Annotated in this window: 20 protein-coding genes, 2 tRNA genes and 1 pseudogene; 10 read left to right on the top strand and 13 right to left on the bottom strand. The window is 75.0% G+C overall.

All coding sequences use genetic code 11. The features are described 5' to 3' along the window. Nucleotides 1-38 precede the first annotated feature (38 nt). From ACQP6G_RS11210 to ACQP6G_RS11190, 5 genes are all read right to left on the bottom strand, one after another. Nucleotides 39-1,436, bottom strand: a complete 1,398-nt coding sequence (locus ACQP6G_RS11210) for a tyrosine-type recombinase/integrase (protein WP_429764401.1) — start codon at nucleotides 1,434-1,436, stop codon at nucleotides 39-41. Nucleotides 1,437-1,441: 5 nt separating this feature from the next. Further along, on the bottom strand, nucleotides 1,442-1,708 hold the full coding sequence (locus ACQP6G_RS11205; RefSeq protein WP_429764400.1) for a helix-turn-helix transcriptional regulator: 267 nt from the start codon (nucleotides 1,706-1,708) through the stop codon (nucleotides 1,442-1,444). A gap of 175 nt (nucleotides 1,709-1,883) precedes the next feature. Further along, a tRNA-Ala gene (locus ACQP6G_RS11200) sits at nucleotides 1,884-1,956 on the bottom strand. A gap of 50 nt (nucleotides 1,957-2,006) precedes the next feature. Further along, nucleotides 2,007-3,332, bottom strand: a complete 1,326-nt coding sequence (locus tag ACQP6G_RS11195) for a hypothetical protein (protein WP_429764399.1) — start codon at nucleotides 3,330-3,332, stop codon at nucleotides 2,007-2,009. 93 nt (nucleotides 3,333-3,425) lie between these two features. Continuing rightward, nucleotides 3,426-4,067, bottom strand: coding sequence for a GNAT family N-acetyltransferase (locus ACQP6G_RS11190; RefSeq protein ID WP_429764398.1), 642 nt, complete (start codon nucleotides 4,065-4,067; stop codon nucleotides 3,426-3,428). A gap of 112 nt (nucleotides 4,068-4,179) precedes the next feature. On the opposite strand from ACQP6G_RS11190, the gene ACQP6G_RS11185 reads away from it, so the two are divergent. Continuing rightward, entirely contained in the window at nucleotides 4,180-4,842 is a 663-nt protein-coding gene (locus ACQP6G_RS11185; RefSeq protein WP_429764397.1) for a 5-formyltetrahydrofolate cyclo-ligase, read from the top strand. A gap of 4 nt (nucleotides 4,843-4,846) precedes the next feature. Here ACQP6G_RS11185 and ACQP6G_RS11180 read toward each other — a convergent pair whose 3' ends face one another. Further along, nucleotides 4,847-5,398: a CGNR zinc finger domain-containing protein gene (locus ACQP6G_RS11180; RefSeq protein ID WP_429764396.1), complete on the bottom strand. Its 552-nt coding sequence runs from the start codon at nucleotides 5,396-5,398 to the stop codon at nucleotides 4,847-4,849. A 141-nt stretch (nucleotides 5,399-5,539) separates the two neighbouring features. On the opposite strand from ACQP6G_RS11180, the gene ACQP6G_RS11175 reads away from it, so the two are divergent. Both ACQP6G_RS11175 and ACQP6G_RS11170 read left to right on the top strand, forming a co-directional pair. Further along, on the top strand, nucleotides 5,540-5,983 hold the full coding sequence (locus tag ACQP6G_RS11175) for a VOC family protein (RefSeq protein WP_429764395.1): 444 nt from the start codon (nucleotides 5,540-5,542) through the stop codon (nucleotides 5,981-5,983). Between the two features lie 34 nt (nucleotides 5,984-6,017). Then, entirely contained in the window at nucleotides 6,018-6,461 is a 444-nt protein-coding gene (locus ACQP6G_RS11170) for a hypothetical protein (protein WP_429764394.1), read from the top strand. A gap of 72 nt (nucleotides 6,462-6,533) precedes the next feature. On the opposite strand, the gene ACQP6G_RS11165 is transcribed toward ACQP6G_RS11170, so the two are convergent. After that, complete coding sequence (locus ACQP6G_RS11165) at nucleotides 6,534-9,269, bottom strand: penicillin acylase family protein (protein WP_429764393.1); 2,736 nt, start codon at nucleotides 9,267-9,269, stop codon at nucleotides 6,534-6,536. Nucleotides 9,270-9,372: 103 nt separating this feature from the next. Here ACQP6G_RS11165 and ACQP6G_RS11160 point away from each other — a divergent pair. Then, nucleotides 9,373-9,513 (top strand): annotated as a pseudogene (locus tag ACQP6G_RS11160) (FmdB family zinc ribbon protein); the annotation flags it as partial. Nucleotides 9,514-9,527: 14 nt separating this feature from the next. Here the strand turns inward: ACQP6G_RS11160 and ACQP6G_RS11155 are convergent. Continuing rightward, complete coding sequence (locus tag ACQP6G_RS11155; protein WP_429764653.1) at nucleotides 9,528-9,704, bottom strand: hypothetical protein; 177 nt, start codon at nucleotides 9,702-9,704, stop codon at nucleotides 9,528-9,530. Between the two features lie 148 nt (nucleotides 9,705-9,852). Here ACQP6G_RS11155 and ACQP6G_RS11150 point away from each other — a divergent pair, with 148 nt between their 5' ends. Continuing rightward, nucleotides 9,853-10,638, top strand: a complete 786-nt coding sequence (locus ACQP6G_RS11150) for an SAF domain-containing protein (protein WP_429764392.1) — start codon at nucleotides 9,853-9,855, stop codon at nucleotides 10,636-10,638. Between the two features lie 140 nt (nucleotides 10,639-10,778). Then, complete coding sequence (gene mscL / locus ACQP6G_RS11145; protein ID WP_429764391.1) at nucleotides 10,779-11,174, top strand: large conductance mechanosensitive channel protein MscL; 396 nt, start codon at nucleotides 10,779-10,781, stop codon at nucleotides 11,172-11,174. Between the two features lie 66 nt (nucleotides 11,175-11,240). Here mscL and ACQP6G_RS11140 read toward each other — a convergent pair whose 3' ends face one another. Further along, nucleotides 11,241-11,447: a hypothetical protein gene (locus ACQP6G_RS11140; protein ID WP_429764390.1), complete on the bottom strand. Its 207-nt coding sequence runs from the start codon at nucleotides 11,445-11,447 to the stop codon at nucleotides 11,241-11,243. Nucleotides 11,448-11,480: 33 nt separating this feature from the next. Continuing rightward, nucleotides 11,481-16,097 (bottom strand): hypothetical protein, encoded by a 4,617-nt coding sequence (locus tag ACQP6G_RS11135; RefSeq protein WP_429764389.1) that lies wholly within the window; start codon nucleotides 16,095-16,097, stop codon nucleotides 11,481-11,483. 336 nt (nucleotides 16,098-16,433) lie between these two features. On the opposite strand from ACQP6G_RS11135, the gene ACQP6G_RS11130 reads away from it, so the two are divergent. Then, nucleotides 16,434-17,666, top strand: a complete 1,233-nt coding sequence (locus ACQP6G_RS11130; protein ID WP_429764645.1) for an MFS transporter — start codon at nucleotides 16,434-16,436, stop codon at nucleotides 17,664-17,666. A 97-nt stretch (nucleotides 17,667-17,763) separates the two neighbouring features. On the opposite strand, the gene ACQP6G_RS11125 is transcribed toward ACQP6G_RS11130, so the two are convergent. From ACQP6G_RS11125 to ACQP6G_RS11115, 3 genes are all read right to left on the bottom strand, one after another. Then, on the bottom strand, nucleotides 17,764-18,288 hold the full coding sequence (locus tag ACQP6G_RS11125) for a DinB family protein (protein WP_429764388.1): 525 nt from the start codon (nucleotides 18,286-18,288) through the stop codon (nucleotides 17,764-17,766). 87 nt (nucleotides 18,289-18,375) lie between these two features. Beyond that, nucleotides 18,376-18,448: transfer RNA gene (locus tag ACQP6G_RS11120), tRNA-Arg, on the bottom strand. Nucleotides 18,449-18,647: 199 nt separating this feature from the next. Then, entirely contained in the window at nucleotides 18,648-19,877 is a 1,230-nt protein-coding gene (locus ACQP6G_RS11115) for an ROK family protein (RefSeq protein ID WP_429764387.1), read from the bottom strand. A 67-nt stretch (nucleotides 19,878-19,944) separates the two neighbouring features. Between ACQP6G_RS11115 and xylA the strand changes: the two genes are divergently transcribed. The 3 genes from xylA to ACQP6G_RS11100 all read left to right on the top strand — a co-directional run bounded on the left by xylA (nucleotide 19,945) and on the right by ACQP6G_RS11100 (nucleotide 24,157). After that, nucleotides 19,945-21,111, top strand: a complete 1,167-nt coding sequence (gene xylA / locus ACQP6G_RS11110) for a xylose isomerase (RefSeq protein WP_429764386.1) — start codon at nucleotides 19,945-19,947, stop codon at nucleotides 21,109-21,111. A gap of 119 nt (nucleotides 21,112-21,230) precedes the next feature. After that, nucleotides 21,231-22,715 carry a xylulokinase gene (gene xylB, locus ACQP6G_RS11105; RefSeq protein ID WP_429764385.1) on the top strand — a complete coding sequence of 495 codons (1,485 nt, stop codon included), beginning with the start codon at nucleotides 21,231-21,233 and terminating at the stop codon, nucleotides 22,713-22,715. A 77-nt stretch (nucleotides 22,716-22,792) separates the two neighbouring features. After that, nucleotides 22,793-24,157 carry a serine hydrolase domain-containing protein gene (locus ACQP6G_RS11100; protein WP_429764384.1) on the top strand — a complete coding sequence of 455 codons (1,365 nt, stop codon included), beginning with the start codon at nucleotides 22,793-22,795 and terminating at the stop codon, nucleotides 24,155-24,157. Nucleotides 24,158-24,205: the final 48 nt, after the last annotated feature.

Here is a 24,205-nt window from a genome sequence, read left to right as displayed (position 1 = left end):
CGGGCGTCGAGCCTGGTCGCGCATCCGGACGCGGCGGCCTACCACCCTCCATCAGGGTCGTCAGGCAGCGTCGGCTGGACCCATCCGATCGGTGCGGGGAAGGGCGCCCTTAGCGCGGTGACGGCCGGGCGCCGCACCTCATCGACATGTTCCCAGCCGACGCCGCTCGCATCCCCGACTTCCTGGCGTATCAGCTCCGCCTCGCCGATCTCGACCATCTCCTGCAGCACGGCGGAGGTGTCCGGCGCCAGACGGAGTCGCTCGATGTAGTGGCGCCCGGTCACCCCGGCGTCGATCTTGTGACCCAGCAGGGCCGCGGCCTCCGCGACGCCCATCCTGCGGGCCACGACCGTCGCCACCGTCTTGCGCAGCAGGTGCGGGTACACCCCGCTGAGCTGCGCCGCCGCCAGAGCGGCGCGCAGCGACCGGCGCAGGTTCGCCGGGGTCTGCGGCCTGCCGACGTTCCGGCCGTCGCGGAACGTCCGTGAGGGGAACACCGGCATGTCCGCGCTGGTGACCGCCGGGTGGATCGACTCCAGCGCCTCGGCGCTGAACCGCGGCACGATCATCGAGCGCTGGCCGGCGTCGGTCTTCGGTCGTTCCTGTCGCACGGTGCCCTGCCCCTTGATGTCGACCATCGTGGCCGTGACCGCGATCGTCGGCAGCCCGTCCGGCGACAGGTTCACCTCGCCCCATCGCAGCGCCATCACCTCGCCGATCCGTAGGCCGGTGCCGAGCATGACGTCGACCACGGCCGGAAGGTGCCCTGTCGGCTTCGGGCCCGGTTGGCTCTGCCTCGAGGCCTGCCAGTCGCGCGTCGCTCTGCGCAGGCGCGCCACGTCGAGCGCGGACATGGCCACCGGTTCGGGCCTCTTCTTGGCCGGCGCGATCGTCTTGCGGGCCGGGTTGTCCCGGAGCGCGTCGTGGATCACCGCGCGGTCGAGCACGGCGACCAGCGCGGCTCGCGCCTGGATGGCTGTGGCGAGCATGTCGTGCTTCCCGCCGGCCCGGCCGCGAGCCAGGACCCCGTCCAGCCACTGCTGGCAGGCCGCCGGGGTCAGCTCGTTCAGCCGCCGCTTGCCCAGGTGCGGCACGACGTGGTTCCCCAGGACCCGCTCGTACTCGTCGACGGTCTGGGGCAGTACCGGCGGGTTGGGCCACGCCGTGCGCGCCCGCATCTCGTTCACCCACTGCCGGCACGCCAGCCCCACCTTGGAGTCCGGACGCAGCTCCGCCGACCCCCGTGCCGCGCCCAGGCGTTCGACGATCGCGGCCTGCACCGCCAGCCTCGCCTCGACGGCGGAGTCGCGCGTGCGAGACACCTGTGTGTCGTCGCCGTCGAGCAGCCGCACCCGCACCTTGGCTCGCCACTTGGTGCCGGTCCGATAGACGAAGATCTCCCCGTGCTCGCCGGGCTTGAGCCTTCTCGCCGACATAGCGATCACCACCCCGACCCGTCGCCGTCGTCAGCGGCCGCGTTGGTGGCCGCCCGGTTCCCGGGGCGCTCCGACGCATGGTCGGACAGCCAGGTCGCGATGTCGTTCTCGTCGAACAGCAGGTGCCGGCCGACCTTGTACGCCTTCGGCGCCGTCCCGCGACGGCGCCAGGCGTGGACGACGCGCGGCGTCGTGTGCAACTTCTCGCACAGCTCGTCGAGCGTCCACATCGGGGTATGGGACACGTTGGTCCCGGGGTCGTTGGCTTCCATGCCCCGTAGGTGTGAGCCGGTGTACCTCACCGCCGGATCGTCCTCGGACGCACCCTCCGGGCCGCGCACTTCGCGTGGCACAAGGCGTGGCATTTCCATGGTTCTCGCCCTTCGTCAGGGCGCCCCGGGAAAAGCAAGAGGGCCGCTGACCTGGTGGTCAGCGGCCCTCAGCCGGTGGAGCTAGGGGGATTCGAACCCCCGACCTTCTCATTGCGAACGAGACGCGCTACCAACTGCGCCATAGCCCCGAGAGCGGTGCCAACATTAGCACCCCGTGACGGCAGGTCGCCAAATCGGCTCAGCCCGCCGCGCGACGGCGGGCGAGGATCTCGTCGAGGGGCAGTCCGAGGGTCTCGGTGCGCGGCCGCGGCTCGTCGACGGCCGTCAGGTCCGCCGTCGCGTCGGCGGTCGACGACGTGGCGTCCAGGGTGCCGGCCCGCTCCGCGACCGGTGCCCCCGCGGGCGTCGCGGTCGGTCCGAGCGTCGCACGGACGGTCGCGGCCAGCGCCGCGCCGCGTGCGGCCTCGCCTGCCGGGATCGCACGGCCCGCGGGCACGGTCGGCAGCGGCCGCGGCTCGCGTCGAGGCGCCGCCGGCTTCGTGACGTAGGTCGGCAGGGGGACGGGCACGGGCTCCCACGGCTCGCTGCCCACGGGCGGCGGCCCGGCGGGTACGGCGTCGCCGCCCTCCCCCGGGTCCACGACGACGACCGGCTCCGGCGCCGGCGGCCGCTCGTCGGCGCGGACGTCGAAGACCAGGCGCTCCGACGACGCAGTGGCGCGACGGCGCGTGGCCGGCTCGGGCTCCGCGCTCTCCTCGCCGCGCGCGCCGTCGGCGGGGACGGTCACGCGGGCGCTCGGGGAGGCGGGCTCGGTGCGCCGCGTCGTGCGCGGGACGGCGCGGGCCGAGGCCTGGTCGGCAGATGCCGACACGCGCGGGATGAGCTGGGTGTGCGTCGCCGACGGGCGCACCGCGTGGCCGGTCACCCGGGGGCGGTTGCGCGGCGCGTGCGGTCCGCCGTTGGCGAGGGCCCTCGCCTCGGTCGCCTGCCGCTGCGCCGCCTTGCGATCCGCGACCCAGCGCGCGTCGGCGCGCCGGGCCTGCAGCACCGCGACGCGGCCCAGCACCAGCACGACGAGCAGGAGCGCGGTGGGCGCGGCCGCGGCGTACCAGCCGACCAGGCCGAGCCCGACGACGACCCAGCCGCCGATCGTGAGGAGCAGCAGGAGGACGGTCAGCAGGAGCCGGCGGCGCGCCCTCGCGGCGCGCTGCTCGAACAGGGCGAGGCGGGACTCGCGGGGCCGTTCGCCCTGCCCCGTGGCGCGCGGGGCCGTCAGGGCGCGCGACGCGCCCCCGTCGTCGTCCAGACCCATCGGTCGCTCCCCTCGTCCGCCCTCCGACGACGTGCCGGGCACCAGCAGCGGCGTCGCGCCGCCGGTCGGGGTCGTCACCCCGCGCGTGCCGCCCGCACCCGCCACCGCCAGCACCCGGAGCCCGCCGGAGAACCTGTCGTCCACCCGCGCGTCCTGCAGCTGCTGGCGGTGCCGCAGCCGGTGCGGCACCCAGAAGCCCAGCCACAGGACGAACAGCGCGAGCACCGCGAGTCCTGCCGCCGACGTTTCCACGTCACGACGGTAGGGGACGGGACGACGCCGCCGACGCACGCCGTCGCGGCGTGTCCGTGGTCGGGTCGCGGGTCCGGGGACCGCGGGACGGCGTCAGCCGCCGTCGCGCACCCGCTGCCAGCGGGCCAGGAGGCCCTCCGGCACGTCCTCGGTGGTGAGGGCGAACGTGCGGTGGTCGCGCCACCGGCCCTGGATGTGCAGGTAGCGCTCGCGCACGCCCTCGTCGCGGAACCCGAGCTTCTCCACCACCCGCAGGCTCGGGGCGTTCTCGGGGCGGATGTTGATCTCGATGCGGTGCAGCCCGAGCACGGCGAGGCAGTAGTCGCCCGCCATGGCGACCGACGTCGGGATGACGCCACGACCCGCGACCTCGCGCGACACCCAGTACCCGATGCTCGCGGAGCACAGGGAGCCGTAGACGATCTGGGACACGGTGAGCTGCCCCACCAGGGCGCCGTCGAGCTCGACGGCGAACGGCAGCGTCGTGCCCGCGCGCGCCTGGGTGGTCAGCGCACGCAGGTAGTCGCCGAACGTCGACACGGCGGGCCGCTCGCCCGGCGACGTCGCCTCCCACGGCTCGAGCCAGCTCGCGTTCGCCGACCGCAGGCGCAACCACTCGGGGCCGTCCTTGCGGCGCAGCGGGCGCAGCACGACGGTGCCCGAGGGTCCGTCCTCGCGCAGCGTCACCGGCCACGGCCGGGACACGACCCATCCGCGGGCGAGCTTGTGCGTCATGCCACCTCGTTCCGTCCCGACGCTCCCACCCCTGCCCGCGGGCCGGAGCCGTTCTCGGCGTCTCCGGCGCGCGCCGGGAACTCCCCGGACGGGACCCTGCCACAATGGCCCCATGCACGGCGACCGCAACGGATCGAGAGCACACCAGCCGTACCCCGTCGTCGCCGGGATGGAGGCCGCGGACGCCAAGGAAGAGCTCCGCCGGGCCATCCGCGCGCACCGCGCCGAGCGCTCCCCGCGCCTGCGGGCCGAGGCCGCGCACGCCTTCGCCGAGGTCCTCGCCACGGTGCCCGCCGTCCGCGACGCCGCGGTCGTCGCCACCTACGTCTCGCGCCCCACCGAGCCGGGCACGCACGTCTTCCTGGAGCACCTCGCCGCGCGCGGCGCCCGGGTGCTCCTGCCCGTGCTCGGCGCGGGCCTGGCCCGCGACTGGGCCGAGTACGCCGGGCCCGACGACCTGCTCGAGCGCGCCCCGGGCCGGCCGCCCGAGCCGAGCGGCCCCGCACTCGGGGCCGAGGCCATCACCCAGGCCGACGTCGTCGTGGCGCCCGCCCTCGCCGTCGACGACCGGGGCGTCCGCCTCGGCCAGGGCGGCGGCTGGTACGACCGGCTGCTGAAGATCCGCCGCCCGGGCGTGCCCGTCGTCGCCCTCGTGTTCCCCGAGGAGCTCTACGACTCCGCCACCCACCCGCTGCCCGCCGAGGAGCACGACGTGCCCGTGCACGCCGTCGTCACGCCGGACGGCTGGCGGGAGCTCCCCGCCGCCGGGGCCTGACGGTTCAGGCGTCCGCGCCCGCGCGCTGCCGCGCGCGGTAGGCAGCCGCCTTCATCCGGCTGCCGCAGGTGGCCATCGAGCACCACTCACGGCGCCGACCGCGGGAATGGTCGAGGTAGACCTGCGTGCACTCCGGCCGCCCGCACTCGCGCAGCAGCGCGGCGGCGTCCCCGCCGACGATCTCGACGGCCTCGCGCGCGAGCTGGGAGAGCACCTGCCCGGGGCCACCGGCACGTGACCACCCCGCATCGGTCAGCACCGGGACCAGCGGGGCGTCCGCGGCGTAGCGGTTGACCGTCTCGACCGCCCCGGCGGGCAGCGGCCGGCCGTGCAGCCGCGCCCAGATCAGCGCGTAGACCGCCTCCCGCAGCTCGACGGCGCGCTCGACGTCGGACGCGCCCGAGGACGGGGCGGCGGACAGCAGTCCCGACTCCACGCACCACGCGTCGAGGTCCGCGGCGGACGCCAGCTTCTCGGTGGGCTCGTCGTTGCGGCGCGCGCGGAGCGTGCCGACGAAGTCGAGCGCGAGGGTGCCGCAGGGAAAGGCATGGATCACGTCACCACTCTGGCAGGTGACGTTCGGTCACGCAAGACGGGACCGCGTGACCATCACCACTTTGACAGGTGACGACGATCGGGGCAGATTCGTCACCAGTCAGACCGGTGACGCCGGTCTCCGAGAACACGGAGGAACACCATGGAGCTCGCCCTCGAGATCGTCGTCCTTCCCGTCTCCGACGTGGACCGCGCGAAGGACTTCTACACGGCGCTCGGCTTCCGCCTCGACGCCGACTTCCGCAGCGAGCGGGGCCTGCGCGTCGTCCAGGTCACTCCCCCGGGATCCGGGGCGTCCGTCATCTTCGGCGAGCACCTCACCGACGCCGCCCCCGGCTCGCTCCAAGGGCTGCACCTCGTCACGACCGACATCGCCGCGGCCCGCGAAGAGCTCCGCGACCGCGGGGCGGACGTGAGCGAGCTCTGGCACGACGCCGACGGCGTCTTCCACTGGGCCGGGGACGCCCACCGCGTGCCCGGCCCCCACCCGGCCGCCGACAGCTACGCCACCTACGCGTCGTTCGCCGACCCGGACGGCAACGGCTGGGTGGTCCAGCAGGTCGTCACGCGCGCGCCGGGCCGCTGACAACCCACCTCGACGAGAGCTCGGAGACCACACCATGACCACCGCACCCCGCCTCGACCGCGCCGACCAGGAGGCGCTCGACCGGTTCCGGGAGGCCGACCGCCGGGCCGGCCGGAGCCTGTCGCCCGCCGTCGTCGAGGCGTTCGAGCGGCTGACGCCACGCCAGCTCGACGCCCTCCTCGCCGCCACCGTCGACGACGGCGCGGGTGACGCCCCGTCGTCGGCCCGGGCCGACGACCCGGCCGAGCCGCACGGCGTCGTGCGCCGCTGGTGGCGCGGCCCGGGCCGCACGGTCGTGGCGCTCGGGGTCGCGTTCGTCGCGGCGACCGCCACCGCCGTCACCGGCATCGCGCTGCTCGAGGACTCCACGACCACCTCGCCCGCCGCCGGATCGGACCAGGTCGTCGACGCGGACGACCTGGCGCAGCGGCTCGCCTGGGCCGACGCCTACGGCGAGGCCTTCGCGGACGACTTCTGAGCCGAGACGCGGACGAGCCCCGGACGTCGGGACGTCCGGGGCTCGTCGGGTGCTCGTCGGCCGCCCAGCCGGTCAGGGCACGAGCGTGGCGCGCGTCTCCGCCGACTCCTCGACCGCCTCGCGGGTGAACGGCCACGCGAAGGTCTTCCCCGCGGCCCACTCGTCGAGCTGGTCGTCGTAGTGCGACGACGCCGGGTGGCCGGACACCCCGGTGACGGTCACCCACGTCGACGCGTCCAGGTCGGCCATGTCGACCACCATCCGCATGGACGGGCCGGTCGTCACGGCGAAGCTGCCGGTGCCGGCGTCCCACCCGGTCGCGTTGACGATGGACGAGCCGCCGGGCATCCTCACCGGGTCCGGGTTGACGAGGTCGCGCACCAGGCCGGGCACCGCCTCGCCGCCGATCACCGGGTGCTCGAGCTGCAGCGTGTGCAGCGTGCCCCAGTCCCAGTCGGTCGGCTCCTTGGACAGCTCGACCGTGAGGTCGCGACGCGCGCTGGACAGGGCCCGCGTGAGGATCTCGTCGCGCGACTCGACGACGTTCGCCGTCGTGCGGTCGTCCCAGAACGCGTCCTCGGACCGGTCCAGCATCGACTTCACCACCAGGAGCCACTGCGACCCGCCGTCGGGGCGCATGCTCGGGGGCAGGTCGTCCCAGAACGCCTCCTGCAGGAGGTTGCGCCACACGGCGGCGAAGTAGGCGGCCGCCGGGGAGTCGGCGTCCATCCGGTAGTCCCAGTCCGCGAGCAGGTCCTGCCCGGCGGCGACGTAGGAGTCGTCGAGGTCGATGTCGAGCAGGGTGGGCACGAGGGCCTCCGCGAACGCCGACCAGTCGTCGTTCTGGATGCGGTTCATGTCCTCTGCCGTGAACGGCCGGCCGGACGCGATCTGCTGGGCAAGCAGGGTGCGGATGCGCTCCGAGCGGTACCCGTAGTCCCAGTCGTCCGCGAGATAAGGACGCGCCCCGTCGCGCAGCACGGCCTGGTTGGCCGCGACGACGAAGCCCTCCTCCGGGTCGAGCGCGCGCGGCATGTCGTCGGCGTCCACCCACCCCTGCCAGTCGTAGCGCGGGTCCCAGCCGGGGCGGGGCCAGGTGCCGTCGGACGGCACGGGCCCCTTCACCTCGGAGCGGACCGGGATGCGGCCCGGCGCCTGGTACCCGATGTGCCCGTCCGTGGTGGCGAACACGATGCTCTGGGCCGGCACCTCGAACAGCGCGGCCGCCGCGCGCACGTCGTCGGCGTCCTTCGCCGTGTCGAACGCGAAGACGGCGTCGGCCGTGCGGCCGGGCTGCAGCGCCGTCCACTGCAGGGCGACGGCGTACTCGCCGAACTCCGTGCCCTCCGAGGTGGGCGAGCCCACGACGTCCCCGACCTCGAGCACGTCCGAGACGATCGGGCCGTGCTCGGTGCTGCGGACCGTGATGTCGACCGGCGTGCCACCCGCGACCCGGATGGTCTCCTTGCGGGTGTCGAGCTGCTCCCACTGCTCCGCGCCGGCGTCCTTCAGCCACGTGTCGCCGCGCACGCGCTCGATGAAGAAGTCGGTGACGTCGGCGCCCATGTTGGTCAGGCCCCACGCGAGGTCGCCGTTGTGCCCGATAACGACGCCGGGGAAGCCGGCGAACGAGAACCCGGCGACGTCGAACGGGCACTCGGCGGAGACCTCGTTGCAGTGCAGGCCCACCTGCGACCAGATCCCGGGGGCGGTCAGCGCGAGGTGCGGGTCGTTCGCGAGCATCGGCTCGCCCGACTCCGTGTGCTCCCCGGACACGACCCACGAGTTGGAGCCCGCCGCGTCACCGCGGCCCACCAGCACCGGCACCGCGTCCAGCGCGCTGCGCGTGGACTCGACGGCGGCGCCCAGCGCGGCGGTCGCCTCGCCGGCCCCGCCCGTCGCGCGACCCGTGAGGGCCGACGTCAGCTCGGCGTCGGTCCCCGTGTCGGCACCGGCGTCGTCGCCGTCCGTCGCGTCGCCCGACGCCTGCGCGGGCCGCTCGTTGTCGAGGTCGCGGTTGCGCAGCACCGGCCGGTTGCCGCTCTCGCCGTACGCCGGGAACAGCTCGTCGACCAGGTCCGTCTCGCCGAGGGTGCTGTACGCCAGGGCCCGGTCGAGCTCGCTGTCGTAGTTGCCGCGCAGGTCCCACGCCATCGCCTTGAGCCAGGCGAGCGAGTCGACCGGGTCCCACGGCTCGGGCTCGGCGACGTCCACGCGCGCCCCGAGCACCGTGTACTCGACGCCGAGCTCCTCCGGGTCGCGGCTCTCGAGGTACGCGTTGACGCCCTGCGCATACGCCTGCAGGTAGTCGCGCGACTCGTCCGAGATGAGGTTCCACTCCTGCTCGGCCACGCGACGCCACCCGAAGGTGCGCGTCACCTTGTCCGCCTCGATCGCCTCCGGGACGTCGCCGACGAGCTCGGCGAGGCGGCCCGACGTCACGTGGCGGCGGTAGTCCATCTCGAAGAAGCGGTCCTGCGCCTGCAGGTAGCCCTGGGCGCGGAACAGGTCCTCGGGGGTGTCCGCGTAGACCTGAGGCACGTCCTGCGCGTCGCGTCGCACCTCGACGGCGGAGCTGAGACCCGGCACCTGCTGCGAGCCCTCGTGGTCCGGCAGCGGACGGCGCAGCGTGACGACGGTGAAGACCGTGCCGGCCACGAGGGCCAGCACCACGACGACGGCGATACCGACGACGGCGCTGCGGAGCCGCGAGCGCCGGCGGGGTGCCTCCCCGGTCTCCGTCACGTCCTGGGAGAGGTCGGGCTCGGACGGGTTTCCGGGTTCTGCAGGGGTGACGGTCGCTGACACGCAGGCGAGACTACCGTCCGGCGTATGATTGGCACTCGCATCACCTGAGTGCCAGCATCGCGCCCCTCCCGGCGGGTGCCGGCGTCCGCCACGAGGAGATCACGTGCCCACCTACGCATACCGGTGTGCCGACTGCGGCCACGCCTTCGACGTCCACCAGTCGTTCACGGACGACTCGCTGACCGTCTGCCCCGAGTGCGGCGGGACGCTGCGCAAGCAGTACGGCTCCGTGGGCGTGACGTTCAAGGGATCGGGCTTCTACCGCACCGACTCGCGGTCCGGGTCCGGCAAGGGCTCCGGCTCGTCCTCGAGCTCCTCGTCGTCGAGCGGCTCCTCCAGCAGCTCCGGCAGCTCCGGCAAGGACTCGTCCTCGAGCGGCTCGTCCTCGACCGGCTCGTCGAGCACCTCGTCGTCCGGGTCGTCCAGCACGTCCAAGGCCGCTTCCTCCTGATCGTCCGGCGGCGCCCGGTCGACGACACCGCCGCGGCGGTACCGACCCCGGACGCTGCCCCCAGGCCGGCGCCGTCCACAGGTTGTCGCACCACACCGACGTCCAGGGACCGGGCGACCTAGCGTCGCCCGCATGCCGCTGCTCGACACGCTCCCCCGACCCGACACCCGCCGCGCCCAGGAACCACGGGCCGGGTCGGCGCGTCCGCCCGGCCCCGGCGGACCGGCCGGACGGCGCCGGGTCGCGCGCCGGCTGCGTTCCCTCCTCTGGCGGGTGCGCTTCGTGCTCGCCGCCGTCTGCTGCGGCCTCGCGGCCGCAGCCGTCGTGCAGGCGGTGCGACCGGCCCCGGCGCCCACGGTCGACGTCGTCGTCCCCGCCCGGGCGCTCCCGGCGGGCGAGCCCGTGGCCGCCGCGGACCTCACCACCGTCCCCGTGGACGTGGGCCTCGCCCCCGACGGCGTCGCCACGGACCCGGTCGAGCTCGTCGGGCGCACACCGGTGACCACGCTGCCCGCCGGGCTCCCCCTTCACCCGGGGCTGCTGCCCGGCGGCGGCGTGGTCGCGCAGGCCCCACGGGGGACCGTCGTGGTGCCCGTGCGCCTGGAGGACACCGCGGCGGGCTGGCTGCGGCCGGGCGACCGCGTCGACCTGGTCCTTACCGGCGAGGCCGCGCGGGCCGCCGGCACCGACCGTGCGGACGAGGGTGACGCCGAGCGGGACGACGCCTACCTCGCGCGGCGGGCGCTCGTCCTGCCGCGGCCGGACGCCGTCGAGCCGGTCGACGGCGGCCTGCTGGCGGGCGCGACCCCGCCGTCCCAGGAGGCCGACGTCACCCTCGTGGCGGTGAGCAAGGACGAGGCGCCGGGGCTGTCCGCCGCGTCCGGGGGGGGCACCGTCGGCGCGGTGCTCGTGCGATGACCGACCGCGGTCGCCGTTGCAGCCCGCCGCGTCCCCCGCGAGAATCGGCGACCGTCAGCCCACGCCCGGCTCGCCCGGGCCTGCCGCACCACAGGGGGAATCACGTGAAGAGCATGTTCACAGGCTTCAAGGAATTCATCATGCGAGGGAGCGTCGTCGATCTCGCCGTCGGCATCATCATCGGCAGCGCGTTCACCGCCGTCGTGACGGCGATGGTCGATAACATCCTCAACCCGATCATCGGCGCGATCTTCGGCAAGCCCGACCTGACCAACCTCTGGGACATCACGCTGCGCGGCGCGCACGACGGCGTCGGCCCCTCGGTGCTGTCGATCGGCGGCTTCCTCGACGCCGTCCTCAGCTTCCTCATCATTGCGGCCGCGCTGTACTTCGCCATCGTGATGCCGCTGAACAAGCTCGCCGAGCGCCGCGCCCGTGGCCAGGAGGAGGAGCCGGCGCCGCTGGCGCAGGACACGGTCCTGCTGCAGGAGATCCGCGACCTGCTTGCCGCGCAGTCCGGCCGCTCGCAGTACTGACCGCGGTACCGACGCCGCCGGCCGAGCCCGTCGAGACCTGGTCTCCGGGGCCGGCCGGCGGCGTCGTCAGCGTCGGCCCCAGTGCGGCGGCACGTCGCGCAGCAGGCGGTCGTCGTTGTCGTCGTGGCCGCCGCGGTCGTCGGCGGTCTCGCCCGGCACCGTCTCCCGCTCCGTGCCCTGCCGAACCGCACGGCGCCGCGCCCGCTTGCGCGGGGTCGGGTCACCCGTCGGAGTGCCGGACGCCGGGCCGGCCGGTGCGGTGGAGTCGCTCACCCGACCATTGTCGGGCATCGCCCGCGGGTCCGGTCAGGCCTCGGGCCGTGCCTCGCCCTCGTCCCCGGCGGGGGTCCGGGCGTCCGCCTCGTCCGCGGGCGCGACGCCGGCGGCCTCCTCGACGGCGGGGTCGGCAGCGGCGTCCTCGGCAGGGTCGGCGCTCGCGTCGTCGCCGTCCGTGGCGGCAGCCTCCGGCGCGCCCCCGTTCGCGGTCACGTCGTCCTGAACCGCCGCGCCGTCCGCCGGGGCGGCATCGCGGTCCAGGACGGTCGCGGCGTCCATCGCGGCGGTCTCGAGATCGTCGTTCCGCACCGCCGCCGCAGCCACGTCCTCGGCGGCGACCTCGACGACGTCGGGCGCGACGCCGAGGTCGACGGGCGGCTCGTCCTCGTCCGGGAGCACCGGCACGACGACCTCGCGCGGGGGCACGACGCCGCCGGCGGTGCCGATCCGCTCGTCGCGCACGCGCTGCACGAGCCGGCGCACCCGGTCGGCCTCGCCGTCGGGGTCGAGGAACGCGGCGGCGGACCAGACCTGTGTCACGACCCACCCCAGGCGCTCCAGCCGCTCGGCGAGCTGCCGGTCGCGCACTCGCACGGACGGCTCCGCGACGTAGGCGGCGTCGTCGGTCAGCACGGCGACGAGCAGCTCGCCCGGCAGGTCGGGGTGGCCTACGACCAGCGGGATGCGGTCGCCGTCCGTGGCGCCGTAGTCGGTCTCGACGAGGTAGCCGAGCTTCCACAGCCGCTCGCCGAGGTCGACGAGCAGGCGGTCCGGCGCGCGACCCACGTCGACGCCGTTGCCGAGCCGCACCTGGTCGGCGACGCCGGACCGGCGCTCGGCCAGCTCCAGCGTCTCGACGAGCAGCCGGGGGCCGGCGCTGCGCAGGCGCTCGGGGTCGAGCGCGTCGGCGGTGAAGCAGGACACGACGTGCAGCCGCTTGCGGGTGGCGCCCAGCGCGCCGACCAGCATGGCCTCTCCCCCGGCCTCGCCGAGCACGCCGAAGCGGTGCAGCACCCGTCCGTGCGGTGTCCGACCGAAGCCGACGGACAGGAGCACCGTGTCCCGCGACAGCCCGGCCACACCGGTGATGTCCGCGACGACGACCGGCTCGGGTCGCGAGCCCGAGAAGAACGGCGCCAGTGCGGGGTTGGACCGGACCTCCGCGAGCAGCGCCTCGCGCACCCGGTCCGCGTGCGCGGCCGTCACCGTGACGATCGCGAACGTCTCCTCCGGGCGGGTCAGGGCGTGCTCGATCGACACCTCGACCACGCGGTCCACCTCGGCCTGCGTGCTCTCCACGCTGCCCGAGACCGGGTCCGGCATGCCGGTGCCCTCCACGACGTCGAGGTGCACCAGCGGCTCGGCGCGCGGCAGGGGCGCCGGGCGCAGCAGCCCCTCGTACCCGTGCGCGGCGAGCAGGCGGGTCAGCTCCGGGTCGCGGCTGTGCTCGTGCGGCTGCAGCGTCACCGTGGGCAGCAGCGCGGACAGCTCGTGCACGCTGGTGCCGGACGCCGACCGCGGGTCGCCCACCACGACGACCTGCCGTCCGCGCGCGAGGGCGGGCACCACGACCTCCGTGGGCACGTGCTGCACCGCGTCGAGGATCACGACGTCGGCCGTGCGGTGCTCGGGGAGCAGGTGCGGCACCAGGGTGGGCGTCGCGACCAGCGCGGGGCGGAGGCGCCGCAGGACGTCGCCGTGGCGCTCCGCGAGGTCGCGCAGCGTCGTCAGCCGGCCCTCGATGAGCTCCGTGAAGAGGGCCTCCGCGGAGTCCCGGTCCTCGCGCATCGCGGTCCCGAGGTGCGCCCGTGCCGCCACGCGCACCGGCTGGGACAGCGCGGCGAGGTGCTCGCGGTCGAGGTCGCGGAAGCGTCGGGCGAGCGCGTCGAGCCCGACGCCGTCCTGCCCGGCGAGCACCGGGTCGCCGGCGAGCAGCTGCTCGAAGACGGACGACCACCAGGCGAGCTCCAGCTCCGCGGCGACGAGGTCGCCCGGCACGCGCCGGTCGGTGAGGTCGTCCACGAGGTCGCCCACGCCGGCGGTCCGCGCGGCGCGCAGCAGGCTGGTGCGCTCGGGCAGCACGGCCAGCGAGTCGGCGTGGCCCGCCAGCCGCTGCAGCCGCTCCGCGAGGCCGTCCAGGTCGAGGTCCAGGAGGTGGCCGCCCAGGGTGGTCGGCGCCAGCACGGGCTCGAGCGCCTCGAGGTCGATGCGCACGGCCTCGTACGTGTCCTCGATGGACGCGAGCCCCTCGGGGAGGGTCGGCCAGCCGCCGCGCTGCGCGTGCTCGGCCCAGACGTCGCGCTGCTCCTGCACCTGCACCAGCGCCTCGTGCAGGTTCGGGACCCGCACGCCGGGGCGCACCATGTCCTTGGCGCGCTTGTGCAGCCGGCGGCGCGCGAACCAGCCCATCTCGATGCCGTGCTCGGCCCGCCAGCGCCGCGACGCGGTCGCCTGCACGAGGTCGGCCGCCGTCCGCTCGAAGACCATCGGGTGGAACAGGTCGAGCGTGCTGCGCATCCCGCCGAGCATCGCGAGCTGCTCGCCCCAGCCGCGCACCGTCGTCGGTGTCGTCAGGCCCGTGACCTCGCCCGTGTACGCGAGCTGGCGGCGCAGCTGCGGCAGGGTGACGTCGCGCAGCCGCTCCACGCGCACCAGCGCCTGGCGGGCGTCGTCGTCGGTCAGCAGGTGCGCCCCGTACCAGGGCGTCGACGCCGGTCGCAGGGTGAACGCGCCCAGGGCGGCGGCCCGCTCCAGCCCGGTGGCGACCTCGCGGCGGCGCTCCGGCGTCAGCGCGAGCACCGACTCCGAGGCGAGCCGCACGGTGGTCGACGGCGCGGGCCGCTCGGCGGTCAGGCGCGCGAGCGCCTGCAGCGCGTCGTACGCGGACACCTGCCACGGCGAGCGCGGCTGGTGCAGCGCCTCGATGTAGCCGGTGAGCTGGGAGCGCGTGCCGATCAGGGCGTCGCGCACGCGCGCGGTGCCGTCGACGTCGACCTGCTCCGGCTCGCTCGCCATCGCGGACAGCAGCCGGCGCGTCACGTCCTCGCGCCACGTCGGGTGCGGCGGCACGTCGAGCAGCAGGCTCTCCAGGCCGAGGGACTCCAGCCGCAGCGCGAGCCGGTCGGCGGCGCGCCGGTGGCCGGTCACGTAGAGCACGGAGCGGCCCGCGGCGGTCGCCTCGCCGACGACGGCGGCGAGGGTGCCCGCGACGTCCGAGCCGACGGGGGCGTCGACGAACAGGTGCCCGCCCGTGGCCAGCGCGTCCAGGACGGACCGCTGCTGCGGGTCGAGGTCGCCCACGCCCCGCTCGCGCGTCGGGTCCGCGTCGCCCCGGCGCAGGGCCGGCAGCTCCAGCGCGGCCAGCCGCTGCGCCGCGTCGTCCACCCCGGCGAGCGCCGCCACCACCTCGTGCCGGTGCAGCGACGGCGCGAGCTGGTCGAGGTCGTCGACCAGCGCCTGCCCGGGGTGCACGAACGTGCCGACGAGCACGCGGCGGTCGAGCTGGAAGTCGTCCAGGACGGCCTCGCCCAGCGCCGCCACCCGCGCCAGCACGTCCGTCGGGTCGAAGCCGGCGAGCGTGAACGTCGCCTTGGCGAGCGCCGCCGGGTCGAGCAGCGCCCCGTGCGCGCGCAGCGTGCGCGCCACCACGGGGTTGATCTCGACCGTCGGCTCCAGCGTGAGGTCGTAGTCGGCGCCGCCGTCCCCGCGCGGGGTGAGCGTCACCGGCCGCAGCACGACCGGCGCGTGCACCACGCGGCCGGCGGGCGTCGCGGCGTCGGGGTCCGACGGCGTCGCGCGCGGCGCGGCAGCCGGCTCGCGGGCCGCCATCGACACGACGGGGATCGACGTCGTCAGCGCGGGTCCCTCGGCGTCCTGGTCCTCCGGCGCCGCGGGGCCTTCGGCGGGGCCGGTCGCCGGGGCGCCGTCCTGGTCGCTCGCGGGTGCTGCGCCCGGCTCCGCCCCGTCTCCGTCGCCGGGGTCGGCGTCGTCGGCCGGGTCGCCGTCCGCAGGGGCGGCCGCCGTCGTGCCCGACGACGCGACCCGCGCGAGCGCCGCGACGTCGTGCCGCTGCGGCCCGCCACCTCCGAACGGGACCTCGGGCCCGTCGTCGTGCTCGGTCCAGGTGGCGACGCCGATCGCGAGGTAGGTGGGCGCGACGCCGTACCGGGACGCGTGCTCGGCCGCGCGGGCCGCCACGGCCCGCGCCCGACGCCGCGCGGCGGGCAGCGCCTCGCCCTCGCGCACCAGGTTCGACAGGCGGGTCGGGCGCCCCGCGAACAGCCCGGCGACCCCGTTCGGGTGCGCCTTCGAGAGGTCGACGATCGCCTCGCCGAGGAGGCCGACGTCGGACAGGGACGAGCCGCCCACCATCTCCACCAGGGAGGCGCGCCAGCGGCGCGTCGCGGCCTCGACGGAGGCCGCCGCTGCGGACGACGCGCTCTCGCGGCGGCCGTCGGCGCCGGACGCCCCCGGCGGTCGCGGGGACCGACGGTCGCCGGCCTCGCGCGCGGAGGTGTCGTCGGGATGGTCGGGTCCCGCCGCCGGGCCGCCGTCCGCGCCCGTCCGCAGGGACGGGTCCGGCGCGGCGGGTGCCCCGGCTGAGGGGTCGACCGCGGTCGTGGCGGTGGATCGTCGGGCGGCTCTCACGCCAGCACGGTAGAACGGCCTGCCGCCGCGCCGGTGTCGGCGCGCCGAGGAACCGCCGGAGCACGCGCTTCAGGGGGACCCCGCGCGGGGCGCGAGGGACGGGAGCGTGTTGACGCCCCCTCGGCGGGGGGTCCGAAGGGGCGTCGGGCCGGGCTCGGCCCGGCAAGGGACAGCGCGCACCGCGCAGGGGGCGGGCGATGCGCGCTGTCACCGAGAGTGTGCCGCCAAGCAGGGGCGACGTCAATAAGGGACGAGGGCGAACCCTGCAACCCGTCTGAGGAAAATCAGAGGAGAGGCGCCTGCCCCGGGCACCTAGGCTGGGCGCCCGTGAGAAGAATGGTCGAGGCGGTAGCTCCCGCGCGCATGGGCACCGGGTTCCGGTGGCTGATGTCGGCGTCGTGGGTGAGCAACATCGGCGACGGCGTCGCCCTTGCCGCGGGACCGCTCCTCGTCGCCTCCCAGACGAGCTCCGCCATGCTCGTCGCGCTCGCCGCGATGCTGCAGCGCCTGCCCTGGCTCGTGTTCGGCCTGTGGGCCGGCGTGCTCGCCGACCGCCTCGACCGGCGCCGCCTCGTCATCGTCGCCAACCTGCTGCGCGCCGTCGTCGTCGCCGCGCTCTGCGTGGTGATCGTGACCGGGCACGTCAACATCGGCGTCGTCCTGGCGGCCATGCTGCTCATGGGCGTGGCCGAGGTCTTCGCCGACACCACGTCCCAGACCCTCCTGCCCATGCTGGTGCGGCCCGCCGACCTCGGCACCGGCAACGCGCGCCTGCAGGCCGGGTTCCTCACCGCGAACCAGCTCGTCGGGCCGCCGCTCGGCGCCGCGCTCTTCGCGGCCGGCGCCGCGTGGCCGTTCGCCACGCAGGTGCTGACCGTGCTGCTCGCCGTGCTGCTCGTGAGCAAGGTCGTCCTCACGCCCGTACCCCCGGCCGTCGGCGCCGACCCGGCCACGCCCCGCAAGGTGCGGCACGACATCGCCGAGGGGCTGCGCTGGATCTGGACCAACCCGCCCGTGCGCACGCTCGCGCTGGTGATCCTCGTCTTCAACGCCACGTGGGCGGCGCCGTGGGGCATCCTCGTGAAGTACTCGCTGGACTACCTGCACATGGGCCCCGTCGGGTACGGACTGCTCACCACGGCCGCCGCCGTCGGCGGGCTGATCGGCACGTTCTCGTACGGCTCGCTCGAGCGGCGGTGGTCGCTGTCCGCCCTGATGAAGGTGTGCCTGACGCTCGAGGTGCTGTTCCACCTCGCCCTCGCCCTCGCGACGACCGGCTGGGCCGCGATGACGATCCTGTTCGTCTTCGGCGCCTACTCCTTCGTGTGGGGCACCGTGTCCAACACGGTGCGCCAGCGCGCCACGCCCACCCGCTTCCAGGGCCGCGTCGGCTCGGTCTACATGATGTGCGTGTTCGGCGGCATCGTCGTGGGCAACGCGATCGGCGGCGTGCTCGCCGAGCACTGGGGCCTCACCGCGCCCATGTGGTTCGGCTTCGTCGGCGCCGGCGTCACCCTCGTGCTCGTGTGGCGGCAGCTCGCGCACATCGCGCACGCCCAGGCGGACTGACCGCGAGGTAGTACCGCGCCCCGCGAGGTAGTACGTGCCCCCGCGAGGTAGTACCGCGCCCCGCGAGGTAGTACGTGCCCCCGCGAGGTAGCAGGTGCTACTCCCCCGTCGAGCCGTCCGCCAGCTCCCGCACGACGTCGAGGTGCCCGGCGTGCCGGGCGTACTCCTGCAGCACGTGGAAACAGATCCACAGGAGCGTCGGCACCTCGTCGTCCACGGTGAATCGCCCGCCGACGGCCGCCCGCTCTACGAGGTCGTGGCTCTCCAGGACGTCGCGTGTCCGCGCGCCGCCCGCGTGCAGAGCGGCGACCAGCTCGTCGCGGCTCACGTCGTCGGGCACGTGCCAGGGGCTCTCCGGGGCGTCGTCGACGTTGTCGCCCCACGGGTGCGCGACCTGCTCGCCCAGGAACCCCCAGACGAACCAGCGCCGCTCCATGTGCACCAGGTGCGTCAGCAGCTCCAGCGGGGTCCAGCCCGACGGCAGCCGGCTCTCGCGCAGCTGGGCCTCGGTCAAGCCGTCGAGCTTATGGACCACCACCGCGCGGTAGTGGTCGAGGTAGGCGGCGAACTGCTCCGCCGGGTCGGCGGAGTCCAGGCGCGGTTCGACGTCAGGGGAGGTCACGACGTCAGCGTACGACCGCCCCAAGAACTCCGGCATCACTTCTGACGAAGGGTTCGACCTGGCCATATGAACATCTCTTTACCAAAGTGCGCCTGAGAGGATTCGAACCTCCGACCTACCCTTTAGGAGAGGGTTGCTCTATCCACTGAGCTACAAGCGCATGCCGCTTCGACGAAGAAGGCGACCCACAGCCTAGCGCCCGCGCCCCGAACCACCGGCATCGGTACGCGCCGACGACGCGACGGCCGCGTCAGCCGCTCGCGTCGGCAGTTCGGGTCCGGGTCGGCAGTTCGAACTGCCGACCCGGACCCGAACTGCCGCCCAGACGGAACCCTCGGGGCGACACGATCCGCCCGACGTCAGACCCAGCGCGCCGGGTCCGCGACCACCGACCGCAGCACCTCGCGCGCTCCGCCGGTGAGGGCGGCGTGCGGGCCGGCGGCGGCGGGGCGCACGTCGACGGGTGCGAAGGGCGCAGCGAGAGCACGTTCCTCGACCACCCCTCCGACGACGTGCCCCACCCAGCCGAACAGCTCGGCGTAAGCGCCGCCGAGCACGATGGTGGAGACGTCGACGAGGTTGACGAACGTGGCCAGCGCGGCGCCCAGGGCACGCCCGGCGCGGCGCACGGTGTCGAGGGCGGCGTCGTCGCCGGCGCGCAGCAGGTCGACGATCGCGTGGACCGGCGCCGACGACGGCAGGCCGGAGCCCCGCAGCAGCACCTCCTTGCCGGCGTACTGCTCGAGGCAGCCGGTGGCGCCGCACGAGCAGCGCGGGCCGGCGGGGTCGACGACGACGTGCCCGATCTCGCCGCTCCAGCCCCGCTCCCCCAGGAACAGGTGCCGGTCGACGACGATCCCCGCGCCGACGCCGACGTCGCCGGAGACATAGAGGAAGGACGGCGGCACGTCCCCCGCCAGCTCGGCCAGGGCGGCGAGCTTGGCCTCGTTCGCCACCTCGACGTCGAGCGGGTCGCCGTCACCGGTCCGCAGGTCGAGCTCCGGCACGGGCTCCACGGACGACCAGCCCAGGTTGGGCGCCACCTCCAGCCGCCCCCCGCGCACGTCGACGAGCCCGGGCAGCGCGAGCCGCGCCCCGGCGACGCGCATGCCGGCGGCCTCGACCTCCGCGACCACCTCGGCGGCAAGGGTCCGCAGCCGGGCGAGCACCTCGCGCGGGTCGGAGTCGTGCAGCGAGCCGGTGACGACGCGCTCGGCGACGACGTCCCCGACGAGGTCGAGGGCGCGCGCGCCGAGGTAGTCGACGTTCACCTCGAGCCCGAGCCCGACGACGGACCGTCCGGCGGGCACGAGCGGGACGGCGGGGCGCCCGGCCTTCTGCGCCGCGACCGGCGGCAGCTCGGCGACGAGCCCGCCGGCGACGAGCCGGTCGACGAGGGTCGAGACGGTGGCGCGGGTGAGACCAGTGGCGGCGGCGACGTCGGCGCGCGACGGTGGTGCGGAGGCCTCGAACACGGCCGCGGCGACGAGTCGCAGGTTCCGCTCGCGGAGGGTGTGCTGGCGCGACGCGGCCGCGCCGTCGGGCACGCGAGGAGCAGCTGCGGGCGTCGTCGTCGAGGTGGCTGGCACGTGTTGACTCTAGCCCAGCGACGCGCAATAGTTCAGCCGTACAACAAAACTCGACGAGGAGAGATCCGTGAGCGACATCAAGTACTCGTTCGGCCTGTGGACCGTCGGCTGGCCGGCCGCCGACCCGTTCGGCACCGCGACCCGCCCCGACCTGGACCCGGCGGACTCCATCCGCAAGCTGGCCGACCTCGGCGCGTGGGGCTTCACCTTCCACGACAACGACGTCTTCCCGTTCGGCGCCGAGGGCGCGGAGCGCCAGAAGCACATCGACGCGGTCAAGAAGGCCTCCGAGGAGACCGGTCTCGTCTGCGAGATGGTCACCACCAACACCTTCACGCACCCGATCTTCAAGGACGGCGCGTTCACCTCGAACAACCGCGAGGTGCGCCGCTACGGCCTGCGCAAGGTGCTCCGCAACGCCGACCTGGCCGCCGAGATGGGCGCCTCGACGTTCGTCATGTGGGGCGGCCGCGAGGGCACGGAGTACGACAACTCCAAGGACCTGCACGCCGCGCACGCCCGCTACGCCGAGGGCATCGACACCGTCGCCGCGTACATCAAGGAGAAGGGCTACGACCTGCGCATCGCGCTGGAGCCCAAGCCCAACGAGCCGCGCGGCGACATCTTCCTGCCGAGCATCGGCCACGCCATCGCCCTCATCGACACGCTCGACAACGGCGACATCGTGGGCCTCAACCCGGAGACGGGCCACGAGCAGATGGCCGGCCTCAACTACACGCACGGCCTCGCGCTGGCGCTGTACGCGGGCAAGCTGTTCCACATCGACCTCAACGGCCAGCACGGGCCGAAGTACGACCAGGACCTCGTCTTCGGTCACGGCGACCTGCTGAGCGCGTTCTTCACGGTGGACATGCTCGAGAACGGCTTCCCCAACGGCGGCCCGCGCTACGAGGGCCCTCGCCACTTCGACTACAAGCCCAGCCGCACCGAGTTCCTCGACGGCGTCTGGGAGTCGGCGAAGGCGAACATGGAGACCTACGACATGCTCGCCGCCAAGTCGAAGGCGTACCGCGAGGACGCCGAGGTGCAGAAGGCGTTCGAGCACGCCGGCATCTTCGAGCTGGGCGAGCCGACGCTGGCCGAGGGCGAGTCGTTCGACGCCTTCCTCGCCGACCGCTCCGCCTACGAGGACCTCGACGTCGACGCGGTCGCCGAGCGCGACTACGGTCTGGTGCGGCTGCACCAGCTCGCGCTGCGCCACCTCATCGGCTGACCAACCCACCCCGCCCGAGTGTTGTGGGCGCTCGTCTGGCGCAGTTCGCCCCGCGAACGACGCCAGACGAGCGCCCACAACGCTCTCCGGTACCCGACCCGCCTGAAAGAGACGCAACGATGCCCCTCGTCGCCGGCGTGGACTCGTCCACGCAGTCCTGCAAGATCGTCGTCCGCGACGCCGAGACCGGCGCCCTGGTGCGCTCCGGCACCGCGAAGCACCCCGACGGCACGTCGATCGACCCGCAGCACTGGTGGGACGCGTTCCGGTCCGCGGCGCAGGAGGCCGGCGGCCTCGACGACGTCGCCGCGATCGCCGTCGGCGGCCAGCAGCACGGCCTCGTCGCGCTCGACGCCGAGGGCCGCGTGGTCCGCGACGCCATCCTCTGGAACGACACCCGCTCCGCCGCCGCGGCCGAGGACCTGATCGCCGAGCTCGGCGACGGCGACCGCGAGGCCGGCGCGCAGGCCTGGGCCGACGCCGTCGGGTCCGTGCTCGTCGCGTCCCTCACCGTCACCAAGCTGCGCTGGCTGCGCGACGCCGAGCCCGAGAACGCGGCGCGCGTCGCCGCCGTCGCGCTCCCCCACGACTGGCTGACCTGGCGCATCGCCGGCTACGGCCCCGAGGGCGAGTCGCCGCTCGGGCCGCGGCTCGACGCGCTCGTCACGGACCGCTCCGACGCGTCCGGCACCGGCTACTACGACGCCGAGGCAGAGAACGGCGCGGGCGCGTACCGCCCCGACCTGCTGACGCTCGCCCTGGGGCGCGACGACGTCACGCTCCCCCGCGTGCTCGGCCCCGCAGAGGCGGGCGGCGTGGCGCACGCGTCGGTCGCCGGCGCGGACGTCGAGGGCGGCGCCCTCATCGGGCCCGGCGCCGGCGACAACGCGGCCGCGGCCCTCGCGCTCGGCATGACCCCCGGCGACATCGCGATCTCGATCGGCACGTCGGGCGTCGTGTCCGCGGTGGCGCCGACGCGCACCGCCGACGGCTCCGGCGCCATCAACGGCTTCGCCGACGCCACCGGCAACGCGCTCATGCTCGCGGTCACCCTCAACGCCGCCCGCGTGCTCGACGCCGCCCGCGCGGTGCTCGACGTCGACGTGCACGAGCTCGCCGACCTCGCGCTCGCCGCCCCGCCCGGCGCCGACGGCCTCGTCCTCGTGCCCTACCTCGAGGGCGAGCGCACCCCCAACCGCCCCGACGCCACCGGCACCTTGCACGGCGTCCGCCTCGCGACGTCCACCCGCGAGCACCTCGCGCGCGCCTACGTGGAGGGCATGCTCTGCGGCCTGGCCGACGGCCTCGACGCGCTGCGCGCCCAGGGCGTGCCCATCGAGCGCGTCATGCTCATCGGCGGCGCCGCCCAGTCCCCCGCGGTGCAGCAGGTCGCGACGCAGGTCTTCGGCCTCGCGATCGGCGTGCCCGAGCCGGGCGAGTACGTGGCCGACGGCGCCGCGCGCCAGGCCGCCTGGGTGCTCGCGGCCGCGGCCGACCCGGACGTCGCCGCGCCCGCCTGGTCGACGACGGTCGCCACCACGCTGGACGCCGACCCGCGCCCTGTGGTCCGCGAGCAGTACGCCGCCGTCCGCGACCTGGTCTGAGCCTGGTCCTCGCCGCGCCCCCGACGGGCGCGACGAGGACCCTGGCACGGCGGGAAAGCGATTACTAGGCTGGTGCCATGATCGACCTGCACCCGCTCGTCGAGCGCGCCGTCGCGCACGACATCGCCCTGCACACCCTCGACGTGCGCGTGGGCGACGACCGACGTGTCGCCGCCGTCGCACCCACCCGCGGCCACGACGTCCCGCAGCGGATGTTCTCGGTGTCCAAGACGGTCACCGGCCTGGCCGTCGGGCTGCTCGCCGCCGAGGGGCGGCTGTCCCTCGACGACCCGGTCGTGCGGCACTTCCCCGACCTCGTCGCGGGCCACCCGCCGCACCCGTGGCTCGAGGCCACGACGCTGCGGCACATGCTCGCGATGGTCGGCCCGCACCGCTCGACGACGTACAAGGTGCGCGGCGGAGGCTGGCTGGAGTCGTACTTCCGCGTGGAGCCCACGCACCCGCCGGGCACCCTGTTCACGTACGACACCAGCGCGTCGTACACGCTGGCCGCGCTCGTGGAGCGGACCACGGGCGGCACGCTCGCCGACTACCTGCGCCCGCGGGTGCTCGACCCGCTCGGCATCTCCCCCGGCCTACGTTTCCTGCCCGGCCCGGACGGCTTCAGCCACGGCGGCTCCGGCCTGATCGGCACGCCCGACGACCTGACCCGCCTGGCCCGGCTGCTCAACGACGGCGGCGTGCACGACGGCGCGCGGCTGCTCCCGGCGGAATACCTCGCGGCCGCGACGTCGCCGCAGTCGGACCCCGCCATGCAGACCTGGGGCGGGCCGTTCCGCGCGGCGTACGGGTTCCAGCTGTGGCTGCCGCCTGCCGGCGGCTGGCTGATGTTCGGGATGGGCGGGCAGATCGTCTACGGCGACCCAGAGCCGGGGGTCACCGTGGTCGTCACCGCCGACTCGCAGGCCGCGGCGAGCGGCGACCAGAAGCTGCTGGACCTCGTCCTCGACCACCTCGTCGGGCCCGCGCGCGAGCTGGCGCGGGCGGGCGGGGAGGCCGCCGCGCCACCGGCGGGAGCCGCCGTCACGACGCTCACCTGGCCCACCCCGAGGCACGACGCCGCGCACGCGCGTCCGCTGGCCGGCACCTGGACCGGCCGCACCCCGGGCTCTGGCCCGGCAGACCTGACGCTCGATGTCGACGCCGCCGGGGGCACGATCGCGTCGTCCGACGGCTGGTCCATCGCGCTCGACACGACCGGCCCGCTGACGACCCGGATCGGCGAGGAGCCGGCGGTCGTCACGGCGGGCTGGTCCGCCCCCGGCACCCTCGACGTGCGCGCGGGGACCCACGGCGACGAGCTGGCCACGCTCCGGCTCCGCCTGGCCCTGGCCGACGACGGCGCCCTCGCCGTCCAGTCGCAGGGCTTCGGCGAGACGCTCGACCCGCGGTGGACGTTCCACGCGGCCTACTCCCGCTGACACCACCCGATCGTCGTGGGCGCTCGTTCGGCGCTATTCGTCTCGCGA

Origin of the sequence: Isoptericola nanjingensis (genome assembly GCF_050311635.1) — a bacterium.
GTDB lineage: Bacteria > Actinomycetota > Actinomycetes > Actinomycetales > Cellulomonadaceae > Isoptericola > Isoptericola nanjingensis.
The sequence above is the reverse complement of the archived record's forward strand: the minus strand, read 5'-3'. Positions and strand labels throughout refer to the sequence as shown.

Excerpts from the sequence above, each read along its gene's own strand:
- ACQP6G_RS11185 (WP_429764397.1), top strand. The coding sequence starts at position 4,180 with ATGCACGGCGACCGCAACGGATCGAGAGCACACCAGCCGTACCCCGTC.
- xylB (WP_429764385.1), top strand. The coding sequence starts at position 21,231 with ATGCCCCTCGTCGCCGGCGTGGACTCGTCCACGCAGTCCTGCAAGATC.
- ACQP6G_RS11170 (WP_429764394.1), top strand. The coding sequence starts at position 6,018 with ATGACCACCGCACCCCGCCTCGACCGCGCCGACCAGGAGGCGCTCGAC.
- ACQP6G_RS11210 (WP_429764401.1), bottom strand. The coding sequence starts at position 1,436 with ATGTCGGCGAGAAGGCTCAAGCCCGGCGAGCACGGGGAGATCTTCGTC.
- ACQP6G_RS11190 (WP_429764398.1), bottom strand. The coding sequence starts at position 4,067 with ATGACGCACAAGCTCGCCCGCGGATGGGTCGTGTCCCGGCCGTGGCCG.
- mscL (WP_429764391.1), top strand. The coding sequence starts at position 10,779 with ATGCGAGGGAGCGTCGTCGATCTCGCCGTCGGCATCATCATCGGCAGC.
- ACQP6G_RS11205 (WP_429764400.1), bottom strand. The coding sequence starts at position 1,708 with ATGGAAGCCAACGACCCCGGGACCAACGTGTCCCATACCCCGATGTGG.
- ACQP6G_RS11175 (WP_429764395.1), top strand. The coding sequence starts at position 5,540 with ATGGAGCTCGCCCTCGAGATCGTCGTCCTTCCCGTCTCCGACGTGGAC.
- ACQP6G_RS11130 (WP_429764645.1), top strand. The coding sequence starts at position 16,434 with ATGGTCGAGGCGGTAGCTCCCGCGCGCATGGGCACCGGGTTCCGGTGG.
- ACQP6G_RS11100 (WP_429764384.1), top strand. The coding sequence starts at position 22,793 with ATGATCGACCTGCACCCGCTCGTCGAGCGCGCCGTCGCGCACGACATC.
- ACQP6G_RS11150 (WP_429764392.1), top strand. The coding sequence starts at position 9,853 with ATGCCGCTGCTCGACACGCTCCCCCGACCCGACACCCGCCGCGCCCAG.